Source organism: Akkermansia massiliensis (assembly GCF_023516715.1).
Classification (GTDB): domain Bacteria; phylum Verrucomicrobiota; class Verrucomicrobiia; order Verrucomicrobiales; family Akkermansiaceae; genus Akkermansia; species Akkermansia massiliensis.
Map to the genome: position 1 here is coordinate 1088667 of NZ_JAMGSI010000002.1, position 22424 is coordinate 1111090.

Below are 22424 nucleotides of genomic sequence, written 5' to 3' on the forward strand. Positions count from 1 at the left end.
GGAAAGGTTGAAGGGCAGGGCTCCGTAATAGGGGATATCACTATGATTTCAGCTTCCGGTACCAAGCCGCAGAGGATTGCGGCCATTGACGCCCTGCGGGTTTTTGACATGTTTTTCCTGACGGGGGGCTGGCCCTGGTAGTGGCCGGCATCAATCTTTTTTATGACCAGAGCCCCGCACGGTGCAGCGCTCCCATCTTGACTACGATCGGAAAGGTGGCATGATTGGGGTGAATCTGGATGGTTTGGCCTCTTCCTTCACTTGGGAATACGATGAAACCAGCGGCTTCCTCAATCGGCTCACCTACCCCAACGGCATGGTTCGCAGAAACATCTACCATCCCAAGCTCAACCTCGTGGCTTCCATTGGCTATGAGAAACAGGGAAATGGAGGCATGGCCGCCGGCCATGAATACCAGTATGATGCCCTGACGCGTCCAGTTCAACGCCGGGACTCCTGAGATGCCGCCCTTCCTGCCACAGTAAGAGATTTTACCTACAACAGCCGCAGTGAATTGACTGGAGATCAACTCAGGGAGAGAGGCAGCTACAGCTACCGGTACGACAACATCGGCAACCGCAAGACTGCACGGGAACTGGAGGAAGAAGTATCCTACAATGCCGACCGGCTTAACCAGTACACGGACATTACCAGAAATACGGAACCATTCATTCCCACTTACGATGCAGACGGCAATCAGACCAGAATCAAGACTTCTATCGGCATTTGGAAAGTGAGCTATGATGCCAATGACCGCCCTGTAATTTTTACCAGCAAAGACGGACGGACTGTCCTTACCTGCGGCTACGACTACCAGGGAAGACGCTTCAGCAAGAAGGTCACCGTCAACGGATTAACAGCCAGCTATTGCTGGTTCCTCTACCGGGGCTATTTGCAGGTGGCCCAACTGGATTTGATGCGCCCTTCTTACAGACTTGCGAAAACCTATCTGTGGGATCCGACGGAACCGATGGCCTCGCGTATCTTGATGATGACCAGCTGGAAGGATAATGGTACGGGAATAAAGGAACATTTTTGCTTCATGCACGATGCTCTGAAGAACGTCACTTCCATCTTTGACTGTAAGCAGACGCGAAGGGCGCGCTATGAGTATGCCCCCCTTGGAGCCCTAATCACGGCGCAGGGCGACAGGGCTCAGGAAAACAAGTTCAGGTTTTCCTGCGAGTTCATGGACGACGAGCTTGACCTGATCTACTACAATTACCGCTACCTGAATCCTACAGACGGCAGATGGATTAACAGGGATCCTATTGATGAACAGGGGGGAGCAAATTTATATGCATTTTCAGGAAATGCTGTGATAAATAAATTAGACTTATTAGGATTAAAGCCTGCTTTGATGGATGATTATGATAATGCAACAAAATTCTTGAAAAAAGAAGTATCTAAGCATATTTTAGCTGCACTAAGTAAAATTATTAAAAAAGCTAATTTTAAGATGTTAAGTGGCAGGCAAACTGTCGAGCATGGAGGGGCTTTATTTAGAAAAAAAACAGCTAATTCCTATTCATATAAAGTAAGTAATCACGAAGCAGAGAGTAAAACATATCACCACCAACCAGAAGTAGCTCCAAAAAATTATTGTGAAGTAGCAATTTGGCATTCTCACAATATCGTATTCAAACACGATGGTATAAATGAAAAAACAGGGTTCGTTCTAGGCGGAAGGTTGGAAGGCGTATTTGGACCTGGTTCCCTTTCTCCAGAAGATGAACGTACTGGATATGGATTTGTATGGGCTAATGGACATAGAGTTCCTAAAATGGACAATCCTGAAAGTGTCCCTGCATATGTTATCCAAAGTACTCCGAAACCAGCTCGCAAAGCTCTCAGACTAAAAACGTTGGATCAAGATATAAAAACACAATTCTCAGAAGAAGATTTCACAGCTATCTTGGTAGCGCGACAGATCGATGACCCTCAATCAAATAAAGAAGCAAATATTGTTATTTTAGATGAACACGGAAAACCTTTACTACCGAAGCCACGTCCTCCGAAATCTGGGAAGACTAGGCACTAATATCTTAATAATATATTTATGTTTAGGTTCTTTTTCGTGGGGGGATGATCACCTGCGAGAGTCTTCTGCAAACTTAGATGATATATTTGTATCTTCTACAGATTCCAGCAGCAAGAGTCTTAACGATAGTGATATACAGATTTTTTACTTGGTGAGTGATCCATGTTGGGGAAATTTGGAAAAAGATAAGAACAATTTGTTGGAATCAGAATTGCGGAAAATCTATCCTGAATCAGGCTCTCTCTCATGGCTGGAATTTCCCATATCACCGGATTTGCCCAGTAACCCATATGGCATTAAGACATGGAGGATATGTCGCCAGCAACTCCTGTATCGGCATTATTACCCGTTCACGCATTTCTGGTATGAATACCTAAATTTAATGCCCTGCTGGATGTACAGTTTGACTGATTATATCAATGCTCCTGAACTGCAAGCCATACAACTATTGCCATGTCTTTTGAAACAGCTTTCAGATACCATGAGTCTATTTCAACATTCACCGAGAAGACTTGGAATGGAGTGGGTAGATATAGGTTCCTTGAATATGCAGGAATACGGAGGAACCCTTTCCATGATCCAATACCAAAATATGCCATGGGTTGCCTTATGTTCATATTTCACCGGCAGAACTGATTTGAAAGACAAATCATGGCTTGTGTGGTGCAGCGAGTATATTAGTCGCGTAGTCAGAAAATATCAGTATTTATATAGACTGATTTATAATACGTCTGAGTTTGCTCATCTTGGGGTATATGAGCAATTATGGATTGCCCATCAATTCAAAGCAAATAATGAATTAAAAAATAAAGATAATCATAATTATTTGGCTGATCAGTTTGATTCGAAGCGGTTATGGAATATATTATTCCCGAAAGATTATCCCGACAGCATCCGGATTTTATTTTTGGATTTCCAATATACAGCTGGGTTGTCAATTCGCGGGAAGTATATTTATTACGCCATGATCAAAAATGATAAAATGCACTTGTTCAATGATTTATTTTTTCATAAGACATTGCCGATTCCAGCAGGTTACGAGCAACTGGAACATCAATATGGGTTGCGTAAATTATCTCAACAAGAGTATTGGGAAATGGCTCTTAGTTTGGATGGTGTCACAAGAGGTCTTATCATTTCAAATGATCTGTTTTCAAAAATGAAAACCTTGTTTTCCCAATTACGTTTTCAACGGAAAGAAGAAATATCGGATTCCGAACTATTTTATATCCGAATGCCCAATGATCTGGAATGGAAAAAAAGTTCATCCATTGTGAATGATGAAAATTTGACCAAATTCCAGGATATGATCATGGATATTGCTCTTATTCTGCATTCGGAGTTTTTACATCAATTTGTGTATCCAGTCATATCGGATGAAAAGCCTGAAGTACAATAGATACTTTAAAGTAAAAGTAATGAAGAAATAATGTCTGTGGATATAGGCGGTAAACCGCATGTGACAAGATCGGCGTTTTCTTTTACCGGCTCTCCTATCCCAACGCCAAACTTCGCAGTAATATCTACCATTCCAACTCAATCTTGTGACTGCCATCGGCAACGGTCAGGATGGAATGGTCAAACAATGACCACATACGAATGCCGGTACAACTCCCTGATGACCCGCTGGAAGAATGCAGAAGGTGAGCTTTTATGATAATGACGTATCCTGTTTTTCGCTGGGAATCAATTCCAGTTGCCCCAGGGTGTCGGGGCGCCCTTTCAGGGCCATGCGCTTGAGATGTTTGGCAAAGGCGGGGCGGCGGTGGTATTTGCCGACGACTTCGCCCGTCGTTTTCAGGCGCAGAAGGTACTTGTATGTGGTGACGCGGATGGCGTCCGGTTTGGCGGCAGCGCAGGGGACGGCCCCTATTTCCCGGCAGATTTGTTTCCACCGCGGGCCGTGGGTGCGTTCTCCGTGGCGTGTCCAGGCCAGGGCGTGGGCTATTTCATGCAGGATGGTGTCACGGATTTCATGGGGGGCTTCCAGATTGGCGCGGACAAAGTGGACGGAGAGGGAGATGCTTTTTTCCAGCAGGCGGCATACGCCCAGCCTCCTGCGGGCGCGGTCCCAGCCGAATTTCCAGTCCGGGAGGCCCAGTTCATCCATTTTCAGCCGGGCGTAGATTTCAATGTCCCGGAAGCTGTCGCGGTTGCCGGATTGGAGGTTCCCGATGGTCATGCTGCGGGGAGAGCATAGCACGGAACGCGGGGAAGGAAATACGGAGAAGGTCATCATGACGGAGTTGCCGCAGGGGGGCGTCTTTTTTACGGAACGACCGTTTTTCTTTGCAGGATCGCGGAAAAAGAAAGCATGCGGAAAGGTTGAAGGGAAGGGCTCCGTAATAGGGAATATCACTATGAGTTCAGCTTCCGGTACCAAGCCGCAGAGGATTGCGGCCATTGACGCCCTGCGGGGTTTTGACATGTTTTTTCTGACCGGAGGCTTGGCGCTGGTGGTAGCCGGCATCAATCTTTTTTATGACCAGAGCCCCGCATGGCTGGTGAAGCACAGCGCGCACGTGAACTGGGAGGGGTTTGCGGCCTGGGACCTGGTGATGCCCCTTTTCCTGTTCATTGTGGGGACAGCCATGCCGTTTTCCTTTTCCAGGCGCATCGGCACGGAACCCATGTGGAAGATTTACCTGAAGGTGGCCAAGCGGGTGGTGGTGCTTTTTTTGCTGGGGATGGTGGTGCAGGGGAACCTGCTGAGTTTTGAACCGTCCAAGATGTCCCTGTACTGCAATACGCTCCAGGCCATCGCCTCCGGCTACTTGATTGCGGCCATTTGCCTTCTTCATCTGTCCATCCGGTGGCAGGTAGTGGTAACAGGGCTGTTGCTGGTTGTGTACTGGCTGGTCATGAAGTTCGTTCCTTTTTCCGACCCCGTAGTGGGTTCCTGCACGGCAGGGATGCTGGAACCGGGACGGAACCTGGCACTGCTGCTGGACAAGTACCTGATGGGGGATTGGCAGGATAAGACGAATTACGCGTGGATTCTGGCCCAGTTCGGCTTTGGGGCCATGACCATGCTCGGGCTGCTGGGCGGCCAGATTCTGAAAGGGGTGCAGGGGCACGGGAAGAAGCTGGCGTGGCTGCTTGGCGCAGGTGCGGGCTGCCTGATTCTGGGATATGTCTGGAGCCTGGATTTTCCTATCATCAAGCATTTGTTCACCAGCTCCATGGTATTGTGGGCGGCGGGATGGTGCTATTTCCTGCTGGCCCTGTTCTACCTGCTGACGGATGTGCTGAAACTGAACTGGCTGACGTTCTTTTTCTCCGTGATCGGGAGCAATGCCATTTTCGTGTACATGTGGGCGGAGCTGTGCCCCCCCACGCGCAATTTCTCCCGGGTGCTGTTTACCGGGTTCAGCGAGTGTTTCGGGGATGCGAACCGGTTTGTCTTTTATTTGTGCAATTACGCCCTGATTTGGGGCGTGCTGTATTACATGTACAAAAACCGGACCTTCATCAAGGTCTAGGCTTGTTTTCAGCCCTCCGTTCATAGTAGGGTCTTCCGCGTGCGGGCGGCGCTGCCGCGTGGAGCGTTTTCCGCGTGGACCGGCATGCCTGCGCCGGGCGTTCGTCATGAGCCGGTCCTTTCTGGAGCCATGGAGATTCCTTTCAACCAACCTCACAAACACGGTCCCGAACTGGATTATATCCGGGACGCCATCCAGCGTGCCCATTTATGCGGGGACGGCTATTATACGAAGAAATGCCATGAGCTGCTTATGGAGCGCACCGGGGCCGGAAAGGCCCTGCTAGTCCATTCCGGAACCGCGGCTTTGGAAATGGCGGCCCTGCTGATCGATTGCCGCCCGGGGGACGAGATTATCATGCCTTCCTATACGTTCGTCTCCACGGCGAACGCGTTTGTGCTGCGCGGCGGCGTTCCGGTGTTCGTGGACATCAGGCCGGATACGCAGAATATTGACGAGACGCTGATTGAAGCGGCCATCACGGACCGCACCCGCGCCATCTGCGTAGTTCATTATGCGGGCGTGGCGTGCGAGATGGATGCGATTATGGAGATTGCCCGGCGGCACCATTTGTACGTGATTGAAGACGCCGCCCAGGGCGTAGGCTCCTGTTACAGGGGGCGCAGACTCGGTTCCATCGGCCATTTGGGGTGCTACAGCTTCCATGAGACCAAGAACGTCATTTCCGGAGAGGGCGGCGCCCTGCTGGTGAATGATCGGGAGCTGATGGAGCGCGCGGAGATTATCCGGGAAAAAGGAACCAACCGGGCCAAGTTTTTCCGCGGCCAGGTAGACAAGTATACCTGGGTGGACGTAGGCTCATCCTACCTGCCCGGAGAGATGACAGCCGCCTATTTGTACGCCCAGCTTGAACACGGGCAGGAGATCAACGGGGAAAGACTGAAGTGGTGGAATATGTACCACCGCGCGCTGGAACCCCTGGAAAAACAGGGCGTCCTGCGGCGTCCGTGCGTTCCGGAACACTGCGCGCACAACGCGCACATGTATTACATCCTGCTCAATTCTCTGGAGGAGCGCACCAGCCTGATTGGCAAACTGGCGGAATGCGGAATCAAGGCCGTGTTCCATTACATCCCCCTGCATTCCTCCCCCGCCGGGGTGAGGTTTGGGCGTTGTGCCGGCCCCATGCCGCATACGGACCGCACCAGTGAAACGCTGCTGAGGCTTCCCCTGTATTATGACCTGGGGGAAGAGGGCTGCCGGGAAGTGCTGCGGGCCGGGTTCGGCCTGGAAGAGTTTGAAGAATGATGAAGATTCACCTGGTCAACGTGTCCGATGTGGACGAGTCCATGCGCATGCAGCTCCGCATGTGGCGCAATTCCGACGCGGTCAGCCCTTTTTTTCTGCTGGACCAGGTAACGGAGGACCAGCACCAGGCATGGCTGGAAAGGAATATCCGCGGTGAGGACGCCCTTGCCTGCGTGATTTACGCGGACCGGGTGCCGCTGGGGCTGGTGTACCTGCCGTGGTTTGACCGCGCCGCGCGCCGCGGTGAGATAGGCATTTATCTGTATGACCGGGGATTCAGGGAACTGCGCCCGGCTTCCGCCGCGTATGCGCGGATGATGGAGCTGGCTGCAACAGAGCTGGAGCTGGAACGGCTGTACGCCCGGATTCTGGAGAATAACGCCGCTTCCATCCGTTTTCATGAACGCATGGGATTTTCCCATGCCCCGGAAGAGGACGGGGAGTGCGAGAAGAACGGGGAAAGAAAGCGCGTTCTGATGTATGTAAAAATGTTATGACTGATCCACAGGTTCAACTGTCCATTGTGGCTACCGTGTACTGCACGGGTGGCTATCTGGCGGAGTTCTGTTCCCGCAGTTTTGCTGCCGCGCTTGAGGCGGGTTATGACCCCTCCCGCACAGAGGTGGTGCTGGTGAATGACGGCTGCCCCAGGGGAGGGCTGGAACAGGCCCTGAAGGAACGGGAAAAGGACAGCCGGGTGCGCGTGGTGGATTTGTCCCGCAATTTCGGCCACCATCTGGCCATGTACGTAGCCTGCGAGGAAGCCCGCGGAGAGCGCGTGTTCCTGATTGACAGTGATCTGGAGGAAGCCCCCGAATGGCTGGCGGATTTTTCCCGGGAGATGGCCTCCACCGGGGCGGACGTGGTGTACGGCGTGCAGGAGAAGAGAAAGGGCGGCCTGTTTGAAGCCGTTTCCGGAGAGTTGTTTTACACGCTGTTCAACCTGCTTTCCGACCAGCAGATTACCAGGAACATGGTCACGGCGCGGCTGATGAGCGCGCGTTTCCTGCGGGAGATGTTGAAATTCCAGGACCGGGAGCCCTTTTTCTTCGGCCTGTGCGTTTCCGCCGGCTTCCGGCAGGTGCCGTGCACGGTGAAGAAGGCGTCCTCTTCCCCCACCACCTACACCTTCCGCAAGAAGATGGCGCTGGCGATGAATTCCGTGGTTTCCTACAGCGCCAGGCCGCTGGTGTACATTTCCTACTTCGGACTGGGGGTCACCCTGATTGCCATGCTGTACGTCATCTGGGTGGTTGTGCGCCAGCTTTTGTACAATGTGGCGCCTCCCGGCTGGGCCTCCTCCGTGGCCTCCATCTGGCTGGTCGGCGGTCTGATTCTGATGAGCCTGGGGGTCATCGGCATTTACATTTCCAAGATTTACAAGGAGACCAAGCACAGGCCCGCCGTAGTGGTGGCGCGCCGGTATGAGTGAGTTCCTCCGCTCTTTTTTCTCTCATGATCAACTACCTTATTCTGCACCTGCTGTTCATCGTTTACGCCCTGAATACCGTTCTGGGGCGGATGGCGGCTCCCTATAGCTGGACGGACTGGCACCGGTTCGCCCTGCTGGCCGGCGTGCTGTTCCTGCTGGGCATTTATGCGGCAGGGTGGCAGGTGATGCTGAAAAAGTTCAATCTGGGCGTGGCTTATGCCAACCGTTCCGCCGTGGTCATCTGGGGAATCCTGCTGGCGTGGCTCTGCCTGGGGGAGACCCTTTCCTGGACGCTGGCGGCAGGGGCGGTGCTGATTATCAGCGGCATTATTCTTGTTTCCACGGAGGAGGACGCGCATGAATGAGGAATTCTACATCGGCCTGAACCTGTTTTCCGTTTTCCTGGCCTCCTGCACGCAGGTGATTCTGAAAAAGTCCGCCATGAACGAACGGCTGTCCGGCCTTTCCTATTTCGTGAATCCGGCCACCGTGACGGCGTATTCCATTTTCCTGGGCTGCTGCCTGCTCACGTTTTACTGCCTGTCCCATTTGCCGATGATTACAGTGAATGTGCTGGAATGCTCCGCATACGTGTACATCCTTTTCTTCGACCGGATTTTTTTCGGCAAGCCCATTACCATGCGCAAGGTGGGCGGCAACCTGATGATTATTGCGGGCATTATCATCTGCCTGAACCGCTGAGGCGGCGGCCATGGCCTTTTGGTCCTTCCGGGCTTTGCGCCGGGATAGGCTCTTGACTTTCATTTTATCCGTTTCTAGTATGCGGGCCCGGGCAGGGAGAACAGCCCGCAAAGTCAGGGAATTTGCTTATGTTGAAACAGGTTTGGAGATGGGTATCGCTTTTTCCGCTGCTCCATCCCGTATGGTTCAACCTGCTGTTGCTGGTTTTGGCCTGGAGCATTGTGGGCGTGGCGTACCAATCCAATGACGATCTGGTGATTGCGTCCGTGCTTGACGGCTGGGGCGACCCCTCCTACGCGGACGCTCACGTCATTTTCGTCAATCCCCTGCTGACCGGGCTGCTGCTGAAAGCGGCTCCCGTTCTGGGCGGCCTGTCCGTCTGGCCCGTGTTCCTGGCGCTTGCCACGCTGTCCAGCGGAGCGGCCATTTTCACGATGCTGACGGCGCACGCCCGCAAGGCGCGCAGATATGATTTCAATACGCTGGTCCTGCTGCTGGTGTGGCTTTTAATCATGCCGGGCTTTTATGCCGCCCTGCAATTCAGCCATGCCGCCTTCCTGACGGGGTTCACCGGAGTGCTGGTATGCCTGAAGTACGGTTCCTCCTCCTGGAAGGGACTGTGCACGGGGGGATTCCTGTGCGTGCTGGGCAGCATGATCCGGCTGGACGCCGCCCTGGTGTGCGATGCTTTCTGGGGGGCCATCCTGCTGGCTGGCAGTTTGGACGGGTTTAAACCGTCCCGGGAAAAGATGCGTGCCCGCGGCCGTCTCTGGCTGGCCCTGGCCGGCGTACTGGCAGTCTCCTTCGGTCTGAATGAGTATAACAAGCACGCCCACCGGAATGTGCTGGAGGGCTGTGACGTGGCGGCGTGGAACCAGGCCCGCGCCCTCCTTTCGGACACATGCCCCATCAGGCCGGAGGGCGCCTACCAGTGCGAGGAGTACGGCGTGTTCGCCAACGATATCAAGATGGTCCGGATGTTCACCAATTGCGATATGGACGCTTTCAACACGGATTATCTGGAAAGGCTTCTGCTGGCGCGGGACGGGGGCGAGTTCTGGCCCAGGGCCTGGGTCCGCGGGGAGAAGGCCCTTCATCTGTTTTCCTGGGATTCCGTCATGGACCTTCTGCCGTGCTGGATTTTATTCGGCCTGGCCTGCCGCGTGTCTTTCCGGCGGGGGGATTCCCCGGCTCTGGTGTTCTGCGTGGGCGCCCTGCTGGTGCTGATTCTGCTGTACATGTCCAGCATAGACCGCCTGTATTTCCGCGTGGTGTATCCCACGTTCCTGATTGCCGGGCTGTGCCTGCTATGGTCGGATAAATACCGCCCCATTCGTTTCAAATGGACCGGAAAGGGCGCCCTGACAGGCGGCGTGCCCATGTTCTGCGCGTTCACCGTTTCTTTGTCACAGGCGTGCGCCGCCGTGTGGGAGGCCAATCTGGAGTCTTTTTCCCCGGATGCCGGCCGCCTGCTGTGCGAACGGGTGGACCGTGAACCGGATTCCCTGTTCTGCGTCCAGATGTCCGGCGGCACCATTGACGACCTGGCTCCGGGACAGTCCGTTTTCCGCAAGGCATGGAGCTGTTCCCGGAAGAATGTCGTGACGCTGGGCGGCTGGAATTTTCCGTTGAAGCCCGTGCAGCGGAAGCTGAAGGAGATGGGCTGGGAGGGGCAGTCCTCCCTGAACCTGTGCAGGGACAACGTATATATTGTCTGCCTGACTCCGCAGGGGGACGTTTCCGACATGGACAGCAAGTTCATGGGGATGCTCAGCCGCCATATATGGGAGCGGCACGGCGTACGCACGGCCTGGCATCTGGATGAGAATATTGAGGGCGTGCGCATTTACCGCCTGCGCAAGACATGGTTCCAGCCCGGGAAGCAGGAACTGCCTCCGTCCCGGTGATGCGCCGCGCCGGAAAGTAAAATCCCCCGATGCACGCTGCGCACCGGGGGATGAAAGGGAAATTGGAGCTGTCGACGGTTGTTAAAAGCGCGGGCCGCCGCCGGGCATGCGCCTGTTTGTGCGCTCTTCACGGAGTTTTGCCTGTTCCGCCGGGGTAAGAAGCAGGAATTCCAGGTCGCGGATGGCGCGCTGTTTTTCAGCGGGATCCTTGATGCCGGAAATCAGGCTTTTCATTTTTTCAAGGGCGGCCACCTGGTCGCCGAGCTCAAAGCATGCCTTTTCCCGTTCCCACTGCCTTTTGACCAGGAAGCTGGCTTTTTCCACTTCCGCCGTTTTTTTGTCGCTGGCGGAATTATTTTGCAGCAGGGTCGCTTCCAGTCCGATGCGTTTATTCCAGAGTTTCCGGAAGTTTTCCACATCCTTTTTTTCCTTGTAGGGAGCCAGCAGCACGCGGTCGAAGATGGTGTTGAGGTCCATCAGGTTGTCCGGCAGAGTATCCGAACGGTAGTCGCTGATGTTCAGGTAGGAGCGGATTACTTCACTGGCTCCGCCCACCATGGGGAGCTGTTCGCCCACATCCTTGGCGTTGGCGGCCACTTCATCCAGCATGGACAAGACGCTGGAGGAAACGTTGAGTTCGCGCTCGTTCTTCTCGGCATCCGCCTTTCTCAGGCACAGCAGCATCCATTTGCACTGGATTTGAAGGGCTTTTTTGAAGCCTGGGGCCACGTTGTTCCCCGTATTCTGCTTGCGCCAGTTGGAAAAGGCGGTGCTGGGGCTGTCCGGCTTGCTGCTGTTGCCGTTGCTGCCTCCTCTTCCTCCGGAGCCCGGCATGCGCATCATCCGGAATCCTCCCCCTCCGCCCCGGTTCAGCATGCGGGACATCATGCTGGTCGGGTTCAGAAAGCGGTCTTTCATGGCGTCTACATAAAGTTTCATGGCGGCGTTTTCCGTGCTGGTGGCCGCGGTGAGGGCGGTCACAGCCTTCTGGATACGGGCGGAGCTGGTGTTCAGGTAGCCGGATTTGACTTCCTTAAGCCACTCGGTGGCTTCCTTCCTTGCGGAATCGGTAAGCATTTCCTGAGCCTGGCAGAAACCGGAGCCCAGGATGAGAAGCATCAGCGCGGAAAGCGCCGGACGTTTGCGGAGCGGGGTGAAGTGTATCATGACGGTATGAGGTTACAGGGTATTTTTACAAACCCCTCCCCTGAAGAAAAGTTGCAGCTTTTCTTCAAAAAAAAGAACAGCACATATTGTTACGGAGGAAAAATGTTTACCCCAGCACCTTGCGGACGCAGGCGGAGCAGACGGCTACGGCCTCCTCCATTTCCTCCGGGGAAATGATGAGGGGCGGGTTGAAGTACAGGACGTCTCCCAGCGGCCGAAGCAGCAGGCCCTGTTTAAGCGCTTCCTTGTAAATCTGGTATCCCAGCCGCCGTTCGGACGGGAAGCTCTTCTTGGTTTCCCTGTCCTCCACCAGTTCAATGGCGTTCACCAGGCCCAGGCTGCGGATTTCCCCCACGTGCGGATGGTTCCCCAGCGCATCGGCGATCATCCGGTGGAAGAGGGGGGCCTTTTCCTGCGCCCGGGAAATAATTTGTTCCTCGTCCAGAATCTTCAGCACCGCCAGGGCGGCGGAACAGCCCAGGGGGTTGCCGGAGTAGGTATGGCTGTGCATGAAGGCCTTTCCTTCCCGGTAGTCCGCATAAAAGGCATCGTAAATCTTCTGCGTGGTGATGGTGATGGACATGGGCATGTAGCCGCCCGTGAGCCCCTTGGAGACGCACATGATATCCGGGGAGATGCCGGCCTGGTCGCAGGCGAACATGCTGCCCGTGCGGCCGAAGCCGGTGGCGATTTCATCCGCAATGAGGTGCACGTTATAGGCGTCGCACAGGGCGCGCAGCTTCGCCAGATAGGCGGGGGGGTACATTCGCATGCCCGCGGAGCCCTGGAGCAGGGGTTCCACCAGCAGGGCGGCGCATTCGTCCCCATGGCGCGCAAAGGCCTCCTGGGCCGCGTCAATGCATTCCGCCTGGCAGCAGCCTCGTTTTTTTCCCTTGGGGCAGCGGTAGCAGTCCGGAGCGGGAATGCGCACGATGTCCAGCAGCAGGGGCTTGTAGAGTTCCGAGTAAAGGTCCAGGCCGCCTGCGGAGAGGGCTCCCAGGGTTTCTCCGTGATAGCCGTCACTCAGGGACATGAAGCGCACTTTCTGGCGGTTTCCGGTCTGGTAGTGGTACTGGAAACTCATTTTCATGGCGGATTCGATGGACGCCGAACCGTTGTCGGAAAAATTGAACTTGCAGAGTCCCTGCGGGATTTTTTTCATCAGCTCCTCGCACAGGGTGATGGCCGGCTTGTGCGAGAAGTTGGCGAAGATGACGTGCTCCAGGGAATCAAGCTGGTTCTTGATGGCCTGGTTGATTTTAGGGTGGGAGTGCCCGAGCAGGTTGCACCACCAGGAGCTGACCACGTCCAGATAGCGCTTCCCGTCCACGTCGTACAGGTGGATTCCCTGCCCGCGTTCGATCACGATGGGGGGCAGCGTTTCATAGTCTTTCATCTGGGAACAGGGATGCCAGATGTATTCCAGATCTTTTTTTGACCAGTCGGAGTGATTCATGGGGAAAGGAGCGGGAAAACGGGACAGCCCTTATTTCATGCGGACTTCATAGCCCAGCTCCGCCAGCATGGCCAGGTCTTCCCGGATGGTGACGCCGGAGGTGGTGAGCATGTCCCCGGAGATGGCGGCATTCGCCCCGGACATGAAGATTTTCCTGCCGTGGTCCTTCATGGTGTTCCTTCCGGCGGCGATGCGGACGAAGCCATCCGGCATGATGAAGCGCACCAGCGCCACGATGCGGAGCTGGTCTTCCTCCCCAAGCGGGGTCATGTTCGCGTACGGCGTACCGGGGATGGGCGTCAGGAAGTTGATGGGCGCGGACTTGATGCCCAGTGCGGCGATGTCCATGTACATATCTATCCGGTCCTCCAGGGTTTCCCCCAGCCCCATGATGCCGCCGCTGCACACTTCCAGCCCGGCTTCCATAGCCCACTTGATGGTTTGCAGCTTGTCGTCGTACGTGTGCGTGGTGCAGACATTCGGGAAGTTGCGGCGGGAGGTTTCCAGGTTGTTGTGGTAACGGGAGACGCCCGCGGCCTTCAATTGTTCGCAGTGCTTTTTGGAGATGAGGCCGTGGGAGGCGCAGAGGGAGATGCCGCAGCGTTCGGCGATGTGCCTGTAGCTGGCGCAGAGCCGGTCCACGTCCGCATCCGTCAGCCTCTTGCCGGAGGTGACGATGGAATAGCGCAGGATGCCCCGTTCGTCATTGTACCTGGCGCCCGCCAGCAGGGCTTCATCACTTAAGAGGGGGTATTCCTCCACCGCGGTGGAGTAATGGGCGGACTGGGCGCAGTACTTGCAGTTTTCCGAACATTTGCCGCTGCGCCCGTTGATGATGGTGCAGAGGTCGAAGACGTTTCCGCAGAAGTGCTCCCGGATGGCGTTGGCCGCCTGGCACAGCTCCTCCAGCGGTTCCCGGCTGAGGGCTATCAGTTCTTCTCTGGTGCAGGAACCGCCCTGGAGCACCCTGGAGAGGAGGGAAGAGGTCAGACTCATGCGTCAAAGACTACCCCCGGCGCGGTTCACGTCAAGGGCAGAATGCCGGGGGTTACGTATCGTGGGGAATCCTTCCCTTTTTCCTTATTTGGCCGGCTGTTCCGGGGCCTTGTAGCGCAGGGCCTGGAATCCGGGCGCGGGCTTGTATTCCTTGTCCAGGATGGCGATGGCCCTGTCAATAAGGTCACGGTTTTCCGCGGCGATGTCGTTTTTCTCCGCGGGGTCTTTTACGATGTCGTACACTTCCCAGTTGCCGGGTTTTTTGCCAGGGAACAGGTTGAGGCGGATGACTTTCTTTGCGTCAAAGCGCACGGCCACCTGGCCGCCGTAGCCGCCTCCCGCCCAAACCACGGGTTTCCTGTCTTTCAGGGCGGATTTTTTACCCAGCAGGACGGGAGAGAGGTCTATCTTAATGGGGGGAGGAAGGCCGTTTTTTTACATGCCGCCAGAGACAGGCGGCACAAATCAGGAGAAGGGTGGCGAGGATGATGCAGTAATAGGTGTTCTGGCGGTGGTCCCTGTATTGGAGGAGGACATGCGCGGGCGTGTCGGAAACGGGAAGGGGAACGATGATGCCGTAGTTTTCCGAGCATTCCACGGGAACGGGCACCCCTCCGTTGATGCGTGCCGTCCAGCCTTCGGAATAGCTTTCCAGAATATCCAGTGAGGAGGCCCCCGGCGGGACGGTGAAGTCCATTTTATTGTACGTGAGCCAGTTGGGGTGCACGACGGCGCTTTCTTCCGTAGCAGGGCCGTTTGCAAAGTATCTGCCCCTGTAATGCGGGTTGGCAAAGAGGACGTACCGGGAAGTGTTTTCCACCAGGTTCCAGCCTTTGGTTTCCGGGAGCTGCTGGCGCGGGTTAACGAGAAGGTGGGAAATGCCTGCCTTGGCGGCGGCTTCCGGATGGGTCAGGATGTCCTGAAGGGCATGGAGACGTTTGGGCCTGACGGTTTCATAGCCTTCCGCCTGTTTGATGCCGAAGCTGGAAAGGTGGTTGTCGTGGAAATAGTCCTTGTCCCTGTGTGAAGTGTAGCACAGGACGGAACCGTCCCCCACCTGCTGTTTCAGGTGCGGCAGCCATTCGGGTTCCCTGTACAGGCCTGCGGATTCGGGCTTGTCCGCATAGTGGACCCAGGTGGCCTGAACGAGAAGCTGTTCCCCCAGGGAGCACAGAATGACCGCGGAGGCCAGCAGCAGCTTGTGCCGTGCGAAGACATGGATGCGGGAGGCGGCCCACAGGCCTCCCCACAGCAGTGCAAGCAGGGCCAGCGTGCGGGGATACCAGATGCACGTTTGTTCCAGCAGGCGTTCCGTCCTCAGCATGTACCAGGCTTCCCTGCCCGTTTCAGCGGGTGAGAGGCGGGAAACAAGGTTTCTCTGGAGGGTGGAGAGAATGTCCTGGTGGAAGATTTGAATCAGGATGGAGCACAGAAGCCATCCCAGCGTTAGGATGCCCAGCGCGATGAAGATTTTCTTCCAGACCGTTCTTGCGGGTTCCTGAGTAAAGGCATGGAGCTGCCACGCGGCCAGCCAGGAGGCGCCCAGGGCATAGACCGTGGTGGAACGGGAATAAAAATAGGTGATGAGGGGGGTGAAGGCCAGAATCAGGCTGATGACCATCAGGAATTTTGCCGTCAGGGGGGCTTTTCTGTTAAAGAGGCCCAGCACGGCAAGGACGAAGATGACGCCTCCGGTGAATTTCAGGTCAAACAGGTCCTGGCCCATGAGTTTGAACAGGTCAATCGTTTCCGGAACGCCCAGGAGCGTGGGGAACAGGACGGTGACCAGGGAGGGAAGATGAGTGATTCCGGTCAGGAAGGGAATGGGCCTGCAACCTTCCATCAGGGGTGGAATGGTCTGGGCCAGCACGTCTATGGAGAGAAGGCCCCCGGCGATGCCGGACACCAGGTAGGGCAGGGAGACGCGCCAGAGGGTTTTAAACTTCCAGCGTGAGGGGGACGTCCACCAGTCCGCCAGCCAAACGCACCCCGTGAGCAGTACGATGAACAGGCACGCCTGAAGGTGGCCGCCCCGGAACCCGAGGGCGATGAAGAGGATGGAAGGAAGGTCGATGATTCTTTTTTCCCTGTTGCGCATCAGCGCCCATAATATCCACGGGGCCCAGCACATGGTTCCCAGCACCCACCGGTGGTAAATCCACAGGACGAATTGGGAGTAGAAGCCGTAGCCTATCGCCCCCAGCAGGCAGTAGGGAGCCGGAACCTGGCGGCTCCGCAGGAAGACGATCATGCCCAGACCCGCAAGGAAGAATTGCAGGATGATGCCCGTGTCCCAGGCCGTCCAGAAGGGCAGGAAGAAGTAGAGGACGTGGTGCCAGTCACCGGGGCACAGCATCGTGTTTTCCGCAATGGCCGTTCCGTTGTGGGTGTACGGATTCCAGCCCATGTAACCGTCCTGCCGGAAGCTTTGCGCTACGGAGTAGTTGTAGGGCAGGTATTGGGAGATGGCGTCCACGGTAAAGTGGTTGTGGACGTTTTCCATGGGCTGCGTGGCATACGGGGAGATGAGGCAGTCCATGATGTCCATGGGCGCCAGCACTTTGCCCCCGAAGATGGCCGGGGCAAAGCAGGCCCCAACGAGGACGGCCCAGAGGAGGCAGCAGAGCCAGAAAGAGCGCCGGGAGAGGGAGTCAGTGTTTTTCATGCTTAAGATTGCGTTCCTCCCAATGCATGAGGGAGAGGACATGGTCGTACCGCTGGGCGGACCGGAGGCCGTGAAGTATGAAGGCGATGGTCAGCGCGAGGGCCGATACGGTGAAAAGGCCCATGGACAGGACGGCCAGCGGAAGGTGGAAGACATAGTCGTACCGGAAGTAGTCCAGAACGGCAGGGATGCCGGCCAGAATGGCGAGGATGAGCAGAACCGCGCTGATGATGGAGAAGAAGAACAGGGGGCGGTGGTTCATCAGGACGGCGAAGATGGTTTTGATGACCTTCACCCCGTCAGATACGGTAGAGAGCTTGGATACGGAGCCTTCCGGGCGGTCCATGTAATTAGTGGGGATTTCCACGACGGAATAGCCGTTGTCCAGGGCGTGGATGCTGATTTCCGTTTCCAGTTCAAAGCCCGTGGAGAGAATGGGGAAGTTTTTGACGAACCGCTTGGAAAAGACGCGGTAGCCCGTCAGGATGTCATGCAGGTTGCCCTGGAACAGTTTGTTGATGAGCATGCGGACGGCCTTGTTTCCCGTATTGTGCATGGGGCGCTTGTTTTCCCGGCTGTAAATGCCGGCGTCATGGCGGTCTCCGCATACCATGTCCGCATCTCCCTGGAGAACCGGTTCCAGCAGGCGGGGGAGGTCGGCGGCGGGATAGGTCAGGTCTGCATCCACCATTACGTAAACGTCCGCATCTATTTCCCGGAACGCCTTTTTAATGGCCATGGCCTTACCCTTCCGTTTTTCTTGAAGCAGCGTGCCGGAACAGCCTAATTCTTCATAAGTTTTCCTGGCTATTTCCGCAGTTTTATCGGAAGAATTATTATCAACTACATAAATGGCCGCTTCCGGGCAGTGGGAATGAAAATCCTGCATCACTTCCCGAATGGTCAATTCTTCATTGTAGGCGGGGATAATGATGGCGATGGAAATCATGTGATGACCTTTTGAAAATTGAGTATCTTACCAGAGATTACGGATTGCGAATTCGAAGTCAACATGTTTTTCTGAAACCGAATTAGTTAATAGAAAAGACCGGTTATCGGAAAAGAAATTTTTCTTTAATTTGAAGGTGTGGATTCCTGATAAAATTCTGCCTTGCAAAAGATTTCAGGTTTGCATCAACCGCCGTTCTTTTGGCCGGATTCGCAATCCGCTGGTTTTTCCATTATGAATGAAGATGGTCCCTGTCAATCGCGGGACCGTTTCTCCGGGAGAATGCCTCCCGGCAATTAAAACCGTGCTTCATTCCGGAGGCTTTTATCAAGGAAGCGAAAGGAGGAGGAAAGGGACACGGTTTCCCCCGGATGAAGAACGGTTCAGGAGAGGACGATTTCCTCTACAGCGGCGCGGAGGGTTTCATCACTGAATTGGTCCAGCGCATGTTTCAGAAAGCCCTGGGCGATCATCCTGCGCGCCGTGTGCTCCGGAATGCCGCGTGAAAGCAGGTAGAAGATTTCTTCCGGAGAGATGGAAGAGGTGGCGGAACCGTGCGAGCACTGCACCCTGTCCGCCAGGATTTCCAGGCCGGGAATGGAGTTTGCTTCCGCCCGGGGGCTGAGGATGAGGTTGCGGTTGCTCTGGTAGGCGCTGGTATCGTGAGCACCTTCCGCCACCAGGATCATGCCGCTGAAAATGCTGCTGGCCTCGTCATCCAGCACATTGACGTAAAGCAGGTTGCTGGAGGCTCCGCGATAGAGGTGCTTTTGGTAGGTTCTCTGGTCCAGCTCCTTGTTTTCCTTCAGGTGGCTGGCGGAAAGCAGGCGTACGTTGGCGCTGTCTCCGTTCAGGAGGCAGACCGTCTCCTGTCTGGCCCATGCCGCGCCGGGATGGCTGACGAGGTGCTCCATTTCCGCGGAATCGTCCGCCATAATGTGGCAGAGCTCCACGGCCCGGGAACGGCTGTTGAGCTCCTGGACCAAAGCGTATTTGACGGAGGAAGCGGAGGAAAGATGGTGCTGCTGGAGCGCTCCGCAGAATTGGCTGCCGTGGTCCGCGCTGACGTGGCGTTCCAGGATGTGCAGGCGGCTTCCGGTCTCCGCAATGACCAGCGTGGCGGGGAAGACGGCCACGTTGTCCCCGGAGATGAAGTGGAAGATTTCCAGGGGGCAGGAGATTTCCCGGTCCGCCATGATGACCAGACCGTTGTGCTGGAGAGCCGTGTTCAGGGCGGCCAGTTTTTCGGAACCGAGCGTTTCCGGCGCTGTTTCCAGGTGTTTCCGGGCCGCGTCCGGGTATTGGAGCACAAAGTCTTCCAGATCCATCACGGCGAGGCCTTCCGGCAGTTCTTCCGGGATGGAGACGGGGAGGCCGTTGGCGTAAACGATGCGGATGGCGTCCGGCATGGAGGCATGCTCCCTGATGATGGAGGCCAGGGCTTCCGGTGCCACGGGAGGGGCGGCTTCAAAGTTTTCCAGGGATTCGTTGCCGGGAGTTCCGAAACGCCAGGATTCCATGCGGCGGGAGGGTTCCGGAAGCTGGCCCGCCTGTTCCAGGGCCTGGCGGTGCCTGGCTTCAAACCATGCGGGAAGGAAGCCTGCGGGGAATTGTTCTTCGTTGAGCAAGTGGTTCATCATTTCCCTCCTTATCCGATGCTGTCTTCCATTTCCAGGTCAATGAGCCTGCGCAGTTCCACGGAATATTCCATGGGGAATTCCTGAACGAGGTCGTTAATGAATCCGTTGACGGCCAGGGACATGGCCGCCGCCTTCGGGATGCCCCGCTGCTGCATGTAAAAGAGCATTTCTTCAGAGACCTGGGAGACGGAAGCTTCATGCTGCACCGTGTTCCTGTCCCCCTTCACCGTGATGGCGGGGTAGGTGTCCGTGCGGCTGTTGGCCGCCAGCAGGAGGGCGTCGCATTCCGTGTTGTTCTTGCAGCCCTTGAGGCCTTTGCCCATGACCACCTGGCCCCGGTAGCTGGCGCGCCCTTCACCGATGCTGATGGATTTGGAAACGATGTTGGACGTGGTGTCGTCCGCCGCGTGGATCATTTTGGCACCCGTGTCCTGGTGCTGGCCCGTATTCGCCAGGGCGATGGAGATGACTTCCCCGCGTGCACGCCTGCCCTTGAGCACCACAGCCGGGTATTTCATGGTGAGTCCGGAGCCTATGTTGCAGTCTATCCAGCGGATTTCCGCGTCTTCCATGGCCAGTCCGCGCTTGGTGACCATGTTGAAGACGTTGGAGGACCAGTTCTGCACAGTGACGTACTGGATTTTCGCTCCTTTGAGGGCCACCAGCTCCACGACGGCGGAGTGGAGGGTGGTGGTTTCAAACTGGGGGGCCGTGCACCCTTCCATGTACATGAGCTCCGCCCCTTCATCCGCAATGATGAGGGTGCGTTCAAACTGCCCGAAGTTTTCCGAATTGATGCGGAAGTACGCCTGGAGCGGGTGCTTGAGTTTCACGCCCTTGGGTACGTAAATGAAGGAACCGCCGGAAAATACTGCGCTGTTCAGGGCGGAGAATTTGTTGTCTCCCGTGGGGATGACTTTGCCGAACCAGGGGCGGAAGACGTCTTCATGGTATTTCAGGCCTTCCGTGGAGTTGACGAAGATGACGCCCTGGCTGCGGAGTTCCTCCTTCATGTTGGAGTAGGCGGACTCGGAGTCATACTGGGCTTCCACGCCCGCCAGGAACTGGCGTTCCTGTTCAGGGACGCCCAGGCGTTCAAAGGTGCGCTTTACGTCTTCCGGCACGTCGTCCCAGCTTCGCTTGGGCCGTTCGCCGTCGGAAAGATAGTAGCGGATCTGGGAGAAGTCTATTTTTTCAATGTCCGGGGACGCCCAGTGGGTGGGCATGGGCTTGCTTTCAAAGACGGCAAGCGCATTTTTGCGGAACTGGCGCACCCATTCCGGATCGTCCTTGACGTCGCAGATGTAGTCGATGGTGGCCTCCGTCAGGCCGTAGCCGGCGTTGAATTTATGGCGTTCCGGGAAGGAGAAGTTCCCCTTGCTCCGGTCGAAGTCAAACAGGTTCTGTTTGTTCCCGTCCTCTGACATGTCAGGTGTGTCGCTCATGATTGACTGCCGGATTGGCGGCGTTACGCCTTTTCCGCTCCTTCCGCCTCTTTCAGGAATTCATATCCCCTGCTTTCCAGTTCGTCCACCAGCTCTCCGCCGCCGGTACGGACAATCCGTCCGTCGGCCAGCACGTGGACCACGTCCGGCTTGATGTAATCCAGCAGGCGCTTGTAGTGGGTGATGACGAGGAAGCTGCGGAAGGGAGAGCGCATGGAGTTGACTCCTTCCGAAACGATGCGGAGGGCGTCTATGTCCAGGCCAGAGTCCGTTTCGTCCAGAATGGCGTAAAGGGGATCCAGAAGAAGCATCTGCAGCACTTCATTGCGCTTCTTTTCACCGCCGGAAAAGCCTTCGTTGACGGCGCGGGAGGTGAATTTGCGGGACATGCCGAGCTGGTCCATTTTTGCATACAGCGTCTTGTAGAAGGTAACCGCATCCAGTTCCTCCCCCTGGGGCATGCGGGCCTGCATGGCGGCGCGCAGGAAGTTGGCGTTGGACACGCCGGGAACTTCCATGGGATACTGGAACGCCAGGAAGAGGCCCGCGCGGCTGCGCTCGTCAATGCTCATGTCCAGCAGGTTCTGTCCGTCCAGCCAGACCTCCCCTTCCGTCACCTCATAGTCCGGGTGGCCGCAGAGGACTTTGGAGAGGGTGCTTTTTCCGGAACCGTTGGGTCCCATGATCGCGTGCACTTCTCCCTTGGGAATTTCAAGATTGATGCCTTTAAGTATTTCCGTGCCTTGCACTTTGGCGTGCAAATTTTTAATGACCAGACTCATGATGATGAAAGGGATTTAGCCCTGCGGCGTGATGATGGAGCCCCTGAGGGTGATCTGGGCTTCTTCGATGCACACGTCGTCGGGCAGGTTGATGAATTCCTTCAGATCCACGCCCTCCTTGATGGTGATGTCGTAAATGCAGCCGGTCCGGGTGTCCTGGAAGTGCCCATGATCAACGAGATTGGGACAGAAGCGGGAAGAGCTGCGTTCAAAGTTGACCTGATTGACCAGGCCGTGATTCACCAGGGCTTCCAGGCAGTTGTAAACGGTGGCCAGGGAGATGCTGGGGAGCTTTTTGCGCACCCGCTGGTAAACTTCATTCGCGGTGGGATGGTCTCTCTGTTCCAGGAGAACCTGGTAGACTTCCTGTCGCTGCTTGGTGAGTCTCAAACCGGAAATAACCGGGAGGGTAGAGGCGGTGCGGGCGGCTTGTTTGGAATCTGTTTTGGGATTCATATCTTATTTTTCATGCTCTGCGTGGATAGTGGGGG

General features: G+C 55.9%; 20 protein-coding genes and 1 pseudogene. 10 read left to right on the plus strand and 11 right to left on the minus strand.

The features are described 5' to 3' along the window. Positions 1-220: 220 nt before the first annotated feature. The 3 genes and pseudogenes from M8N44_RS12215 (at position 221) to M8N44_RS12225 (ending at position 3440) form a co-directional block, all read left to right on the plus strand. Positions 221-460 carry a hypothetical protein gene (locus M8N44_RS12215; protein ID WP_102722625.1) on the plus strand — a complete coding sequence of 80 codons (240 nt, stop codon included), beginning with the start codon at positions 221-223 and terminating at the stop codon, positions 458-460. Between the two features lie 39 nt (positions 461-499). Continuing rightward, positions 500-2041, plus strand: a pseudogene (locus M8N44_RS12220) (RHS repeat domain-containing protein); the annotation flags it as partial. A gap of 394 nt (positions 2042-2435) precedes the next feature. Next, entirely contained in the window at positions 2436-3440 is a 1005-nt protein-coding gene (locus tag M8N44_RS12225; RefSeq protein WP_102728738.1) for a hypothetical protein, read from the plus strand. 252 nt (positions 3441-3692) lie between these two features. Here the strand turns inward: M8N44_RS12225 and M8N44_RS12230 are convergent, their stop codons facing one another. Next, positions 3693-4280, minus strand: coding sequence for a SprT-like domain-containing protein (locus M8N44_RS12230; RefSeq protein WP_215451146.1), 588 nt, complete (start codon positions 4278-4280; stop codon positions 3693-3695). A gap of 121 nt (positions 4281-4401) precedes the next feature. Here M8N44_RS12230 and M8N44_RS12235 point away from each other — a divergent pair, with 121 nt between their 5' ends. The 7 genes from M8N44_RS12235 to M8N44_RS12265 all read left to right on the plus strand — a co-directional run bounded on the left by M8N44_RS12235 (position 4402) and on the right by M8N44_RS12265 (position 10833). Next, positions 4402-5523: an acyltransferase family protein gene (locus tag M8N44_RS12235; RefSeq protein ID WP_102722628.1), complete on the plus strand. Its 1122-nt coding sequence runs from the start codon at positions 4402-4404 to the stop codon at positions 5521-5523. A gap of 129 nt (positions 5524-5652) precedes the next feature. Then, complete coding sequence (gene rffA, locus M8N44_RS12240) at positions 5653-6792, plus strand: dTDP-4-amino-4,6-dideoxygalactose transaminase (protein WP_102728736.1); 1140 nt, start codon at positions 5653-5655, stop codon at positions 6790-6792. Further along, complete coding sequence (locus tag M8N44_RS12245; protein ID WP_102722630.1) at positions 6789-7289, plus strand: GNAT family N-acetyltransferase; 501 nt, start codon at positions 6789-6791, stop codon at positions 7287-7289. Before rffA ends, M8N44_RS12245 begins: the two co-directional genes overlap by 4 nt. Next, a complete protein-coding gene (locus M8N44_RS12250; RefSeq protein WP_022396446.1) occupies positions 7286-8224 on the plus strand; it encodes a glycosyltransferase family 2 protein in 939 nt (312 codons plus the stop codon). The genes M8N44_RS12245 and M8N44_RS12250 overlap by 4 nt, the downstream gene beginning before the upstream one ends. Before the next feature lie 23 nt (positions 8225-8247). Then, a complete protein-coding gene (locus M8N44_RS12255; protein WP_022396447.1) occupies positions 8248-8589 on the plus strand; it encodes an EamA family transporter in 342 nt (113 codons plus the stop codon). Next, positions 8582-8926: a hypothetical protein gene (locus M8N44_RS12260; RefSeq protein WP_022396448.1), complete on the plus strand. Its 345-nt coding sequence runs from the start codon at positions 8582-8584 to the stop codon at positions 8924-8926. The genes M8N44_RS12255 and M8N44_RS12260 overlap by 8 nt, the downstream gene beginning before the upstream one ends. Before the next feature lie 128 nt (positions 8927-9054). Next, complete coding sequence (locus M8N44_RS12265) at positions 9055-10833, plus strand: hypothetical protein (protein WP_102728735.1); 1779 nt, start codon at positions 9055-9057, stop codon at positions 10831-10833. Between the two features lie 81 nt (positions 10834-10914). Here the strand turns inward: M8N44_RS12265 and M8N44_RS12270 are convergent, their stop codons facing one another. The 10 genes from M8N44_RS12270 to M8N44_RS12315 all read right to left on the minus strand — a co-directional run bounded on the left by M8N44_RS12270 (position 10915) and on the right by M8N44_RS12315 (position 22389). Next, a complete protein-coding gene (locus M8N44_RS12270) occupies positions 10915-12000 on the minus strand; it encodes a hypothetical protein (protein ID WP_022396450.1) in 1086 nt (361 codons plus the stop codon). 106 nt (positions 12001-12106) lie between these two features. After that, the gene (gene bioA, locus M8N44_RS12275; RefSeq protein WP_102728734.1) at positions 12107-13456 is read right to left on the minus strand and encodes an adenosylmethionine--8-amino-7-oxononanoate transaminase; all 1350 of its coding nucleotides are present in this window, start codon (positions 13454-13456) and stop codon (positions 12107-12109) included. Positions 13457-13486: 30 nt separating this feature from the next. Further along, positions 13487-14452 carry a biotin synthase BioB gene (gene bioB, locus M8N44_RS12280; protein WP_102726658.1) on the minus strand — a complete coding sequence of 322 codons (966 nt, stop codon included), beginning with the start codon at positions 14450-14452 and terminating at the stop codon, positions 13487-13489. Positions 14453-14536: 84 nt separating this feature from the next. Further along, the gene (locus M8N44_RS12285) at positions 14537-14803 is read right to left on the minus strand and encodes a hypothetical protein (protein WP_102728733.1); all 267 of its coding nucleotides are present in this window, start codon (positions 14801-14803) and stop codon (positions 14537-14539) included. Positions 14804-14861: 58 nt separating this feature from the next. Further along, on the minus strand, positions 14862-17117 hold the full coding sequence (locus M8N44_RS12290; RefSeq protein WP_102728732.1) for a glycosyltransferase family protein: 2256 nt from the start codon (positions 17115-17117) through the stop codon (positions 14862-14864). Further along, positions 17104-18066 carry a glycosyltransferase family 2 protein gene (locus tag M8N44_RS12295; RefSeq protein WP_022396455.1) on the minus strand — a complete coding sequence of 321 codons (963 nt, stop codon included), beginning with the start codon at positions 18064-18066 and terminating at the stop codon, positions 17104-17106. Before M8N44_RS12295 ends, M8N44_RS12290 begins: the two co-directional genes overlap by 14 nt. Before the next feature lie 383 nt (positions 18067-18449). Continuing rightward, complete coding sequence (locus M8N44_RS12300; RefSeq protein WP_102728731.1) at positions 18450-19706, minus strand: SufB/SufD family protein; 1257 nt, start codon at positions 19704-19706, stop codon at positions 18450-18452. An 8-nt stretch (positions 19707-19714) separates the two neighbouring features. After that, positions 19715-21151, minus strand: a complete 1437-nt coding sequence (sufB, locus tag M8N44_RS12305; RefSeq protein ID WP_022396457.1) for a Fe-S cluster assembly protein SufB — start codon at positions 21149-21151, stop codon at positions 19715-19717. A 23-nt stretch (positions 21152-21174) separates the two neighbouring features. After that, on the minus strand, positions 21175-21933 hold the full coding sequence (sufC, locus tag M8N44_RS12310) for a Fe-S cluster assembly ATPase SufC (protein ID WP_102722639.1): 759 nt from the start codon (positions 21931-21933) through the stop codon (positions 21175-21177). A gap of 15 nt (positions 21934-21948) precedes the next feature. Further along, a complete protein-coding gene (locus tag M8N44_RS12315) occupies positions 21949-22389 on the minus strand; it encodes a Fur family transcriptional regulator (RefSeq protein WP_022396459.1) in 441 nt (146 codons plus the stop codon). Positions 22390-22424: the final 35 nt, after the last annotated feature.

Excerpts from the sequence above, each read along its gene's own strand:
- M8N44_RS12250 (WP_022396446.1), top strand. The coding sequence starts at position 7,286 with ATGACTGATCCACAGGTTCAACTGTCCATTGTGGCTACCGTGTACTGC.
- sufC (WP_102722639.1), bottom strand. The coding sequence starts at position 21,933 with ATGAGTCTGGTCATTAAAAATTTGCACGCCAAAGTGCAAGGCACGGAA.
- sufB (WP_022396457.1), bottom strand. The coding sequence starts at position 21,151 with ATGAGCGACACACCTGACATGTCAGAGGACGGGAACAAACAGAACCTG.
- M8N44_RS12215 (WP_102722625.1), top strand. The coding sequence starts at position 221 with ATGATTGGGGTGAATCTGGATGGTTTGGCCTCTTCCTTCACTTGGGAA.
- M8N44_RS12230 (WP_215451146.1), bottom strand. The coding sequence starts at position 4,280 with ATGATGACCTTCTCCGTATTTCCTTCCCCGCGTTCCGTGCTATGCTCT.
- M8N44_RS12270 (WP_022396450.1), bottom strand. The coding sequence starts at position 12,000 with ATGATACACTTCACCCCGCTCCGCAAACGTCCGGCGCTTTCCGCGCTG.
- M8N44_RS12225 (WP_102728738.1), top strand. The coding sequence starts at position 2,436 with ATGTACAGTTTGACTGATTATATCAATGCTCCTGAACTGCAAGCCATA.
- rffA (WP_102728736.1), top strand. The coding sequence starts at position 5,653 with ATGGAGATTCCTTTCAACCAACCTCACAAACACGGTCCCGAACTGGAT.
- M8N44_RS12260 (WP_022396448.1), top strand. The coding sequence starts at position 8,582 with ATGAATGAGGAATTCTACATCGGCCTGAACCTGTTTTCCGTTTTCCTG.
- M8N44_RS12290 (WP_102728732.1), bottom strand. The coding sequence starts at position 17,117 with ATGAAAAACACTGACTCCCTCTCCCGGCGCTCTTTCTGGCTCTGCTGC.
- M8N44_RS12255 (WP_022396447.1), top strand. The coding sequence starts at position 8,248 with ATGATCAACTACCTTATTCTGCACCTGCTGTTCATCGTTTACGCCCTG.
- bioB (WP_102726658.1), bottom strand. The coding sequence starts at position 14,452 with ATGAGTCTGACCTCTTCCCTCCTCTCCAGGGTGCTCCAGGGCGGTTCC.
- M8N44_RS12235 (WP_102722628.1), top strand. The coding sequence starts at position 4,402 with ATGAGTTCAGCTTCCGGTACCAAGCCGCAGAGGATTGCGGCCATTGAC.
- bioA (WP_102728734.1), bottom strand. The coding sequence starts at position 13,456 with ATGAATCACTCCGACTGGTCAAAAAAAGATCTGGAATACATCTGGCAT.
- M8N44_RS12245 (WP_102722630.1), top strand. The coding sequence starts at position 6,789 with ATGATGAAGATTCACCTGGTCAACGTGTCCGATGTGGACGAGTCCATG.
- M8N44_RS12300 (WP_102728731.1), bottom strand. The coding sequence starts at position 19,706 with ATGATGAACCACTTGCTCAACGAAGAACAATTCCCCGCAGGCTTCCTT.
- M8N44_RS12265 (WP_102728735.1), top strand. The coding sequence starts at position 9,055 with ATGTTGAAACAGGTTTGGAGATGGGTATCGCTTTTTCCGCTGCTCCAT.
- M8N44_RS12315 (WP_022396459.1), bottom strand. The coding sequence starts at position 22,389 with ATGAATCCCAAAACAGATTCCAAACAAGCCGCCCGCACCGCCTCTACC.
- M8N44_RS12295 (WP_022396455.1), bottom strand. The coding sequence starts at position 18,066 with ATGATTTCCATCGCCATCATTATCCCCGCCTACAATGAAGAATTGACC.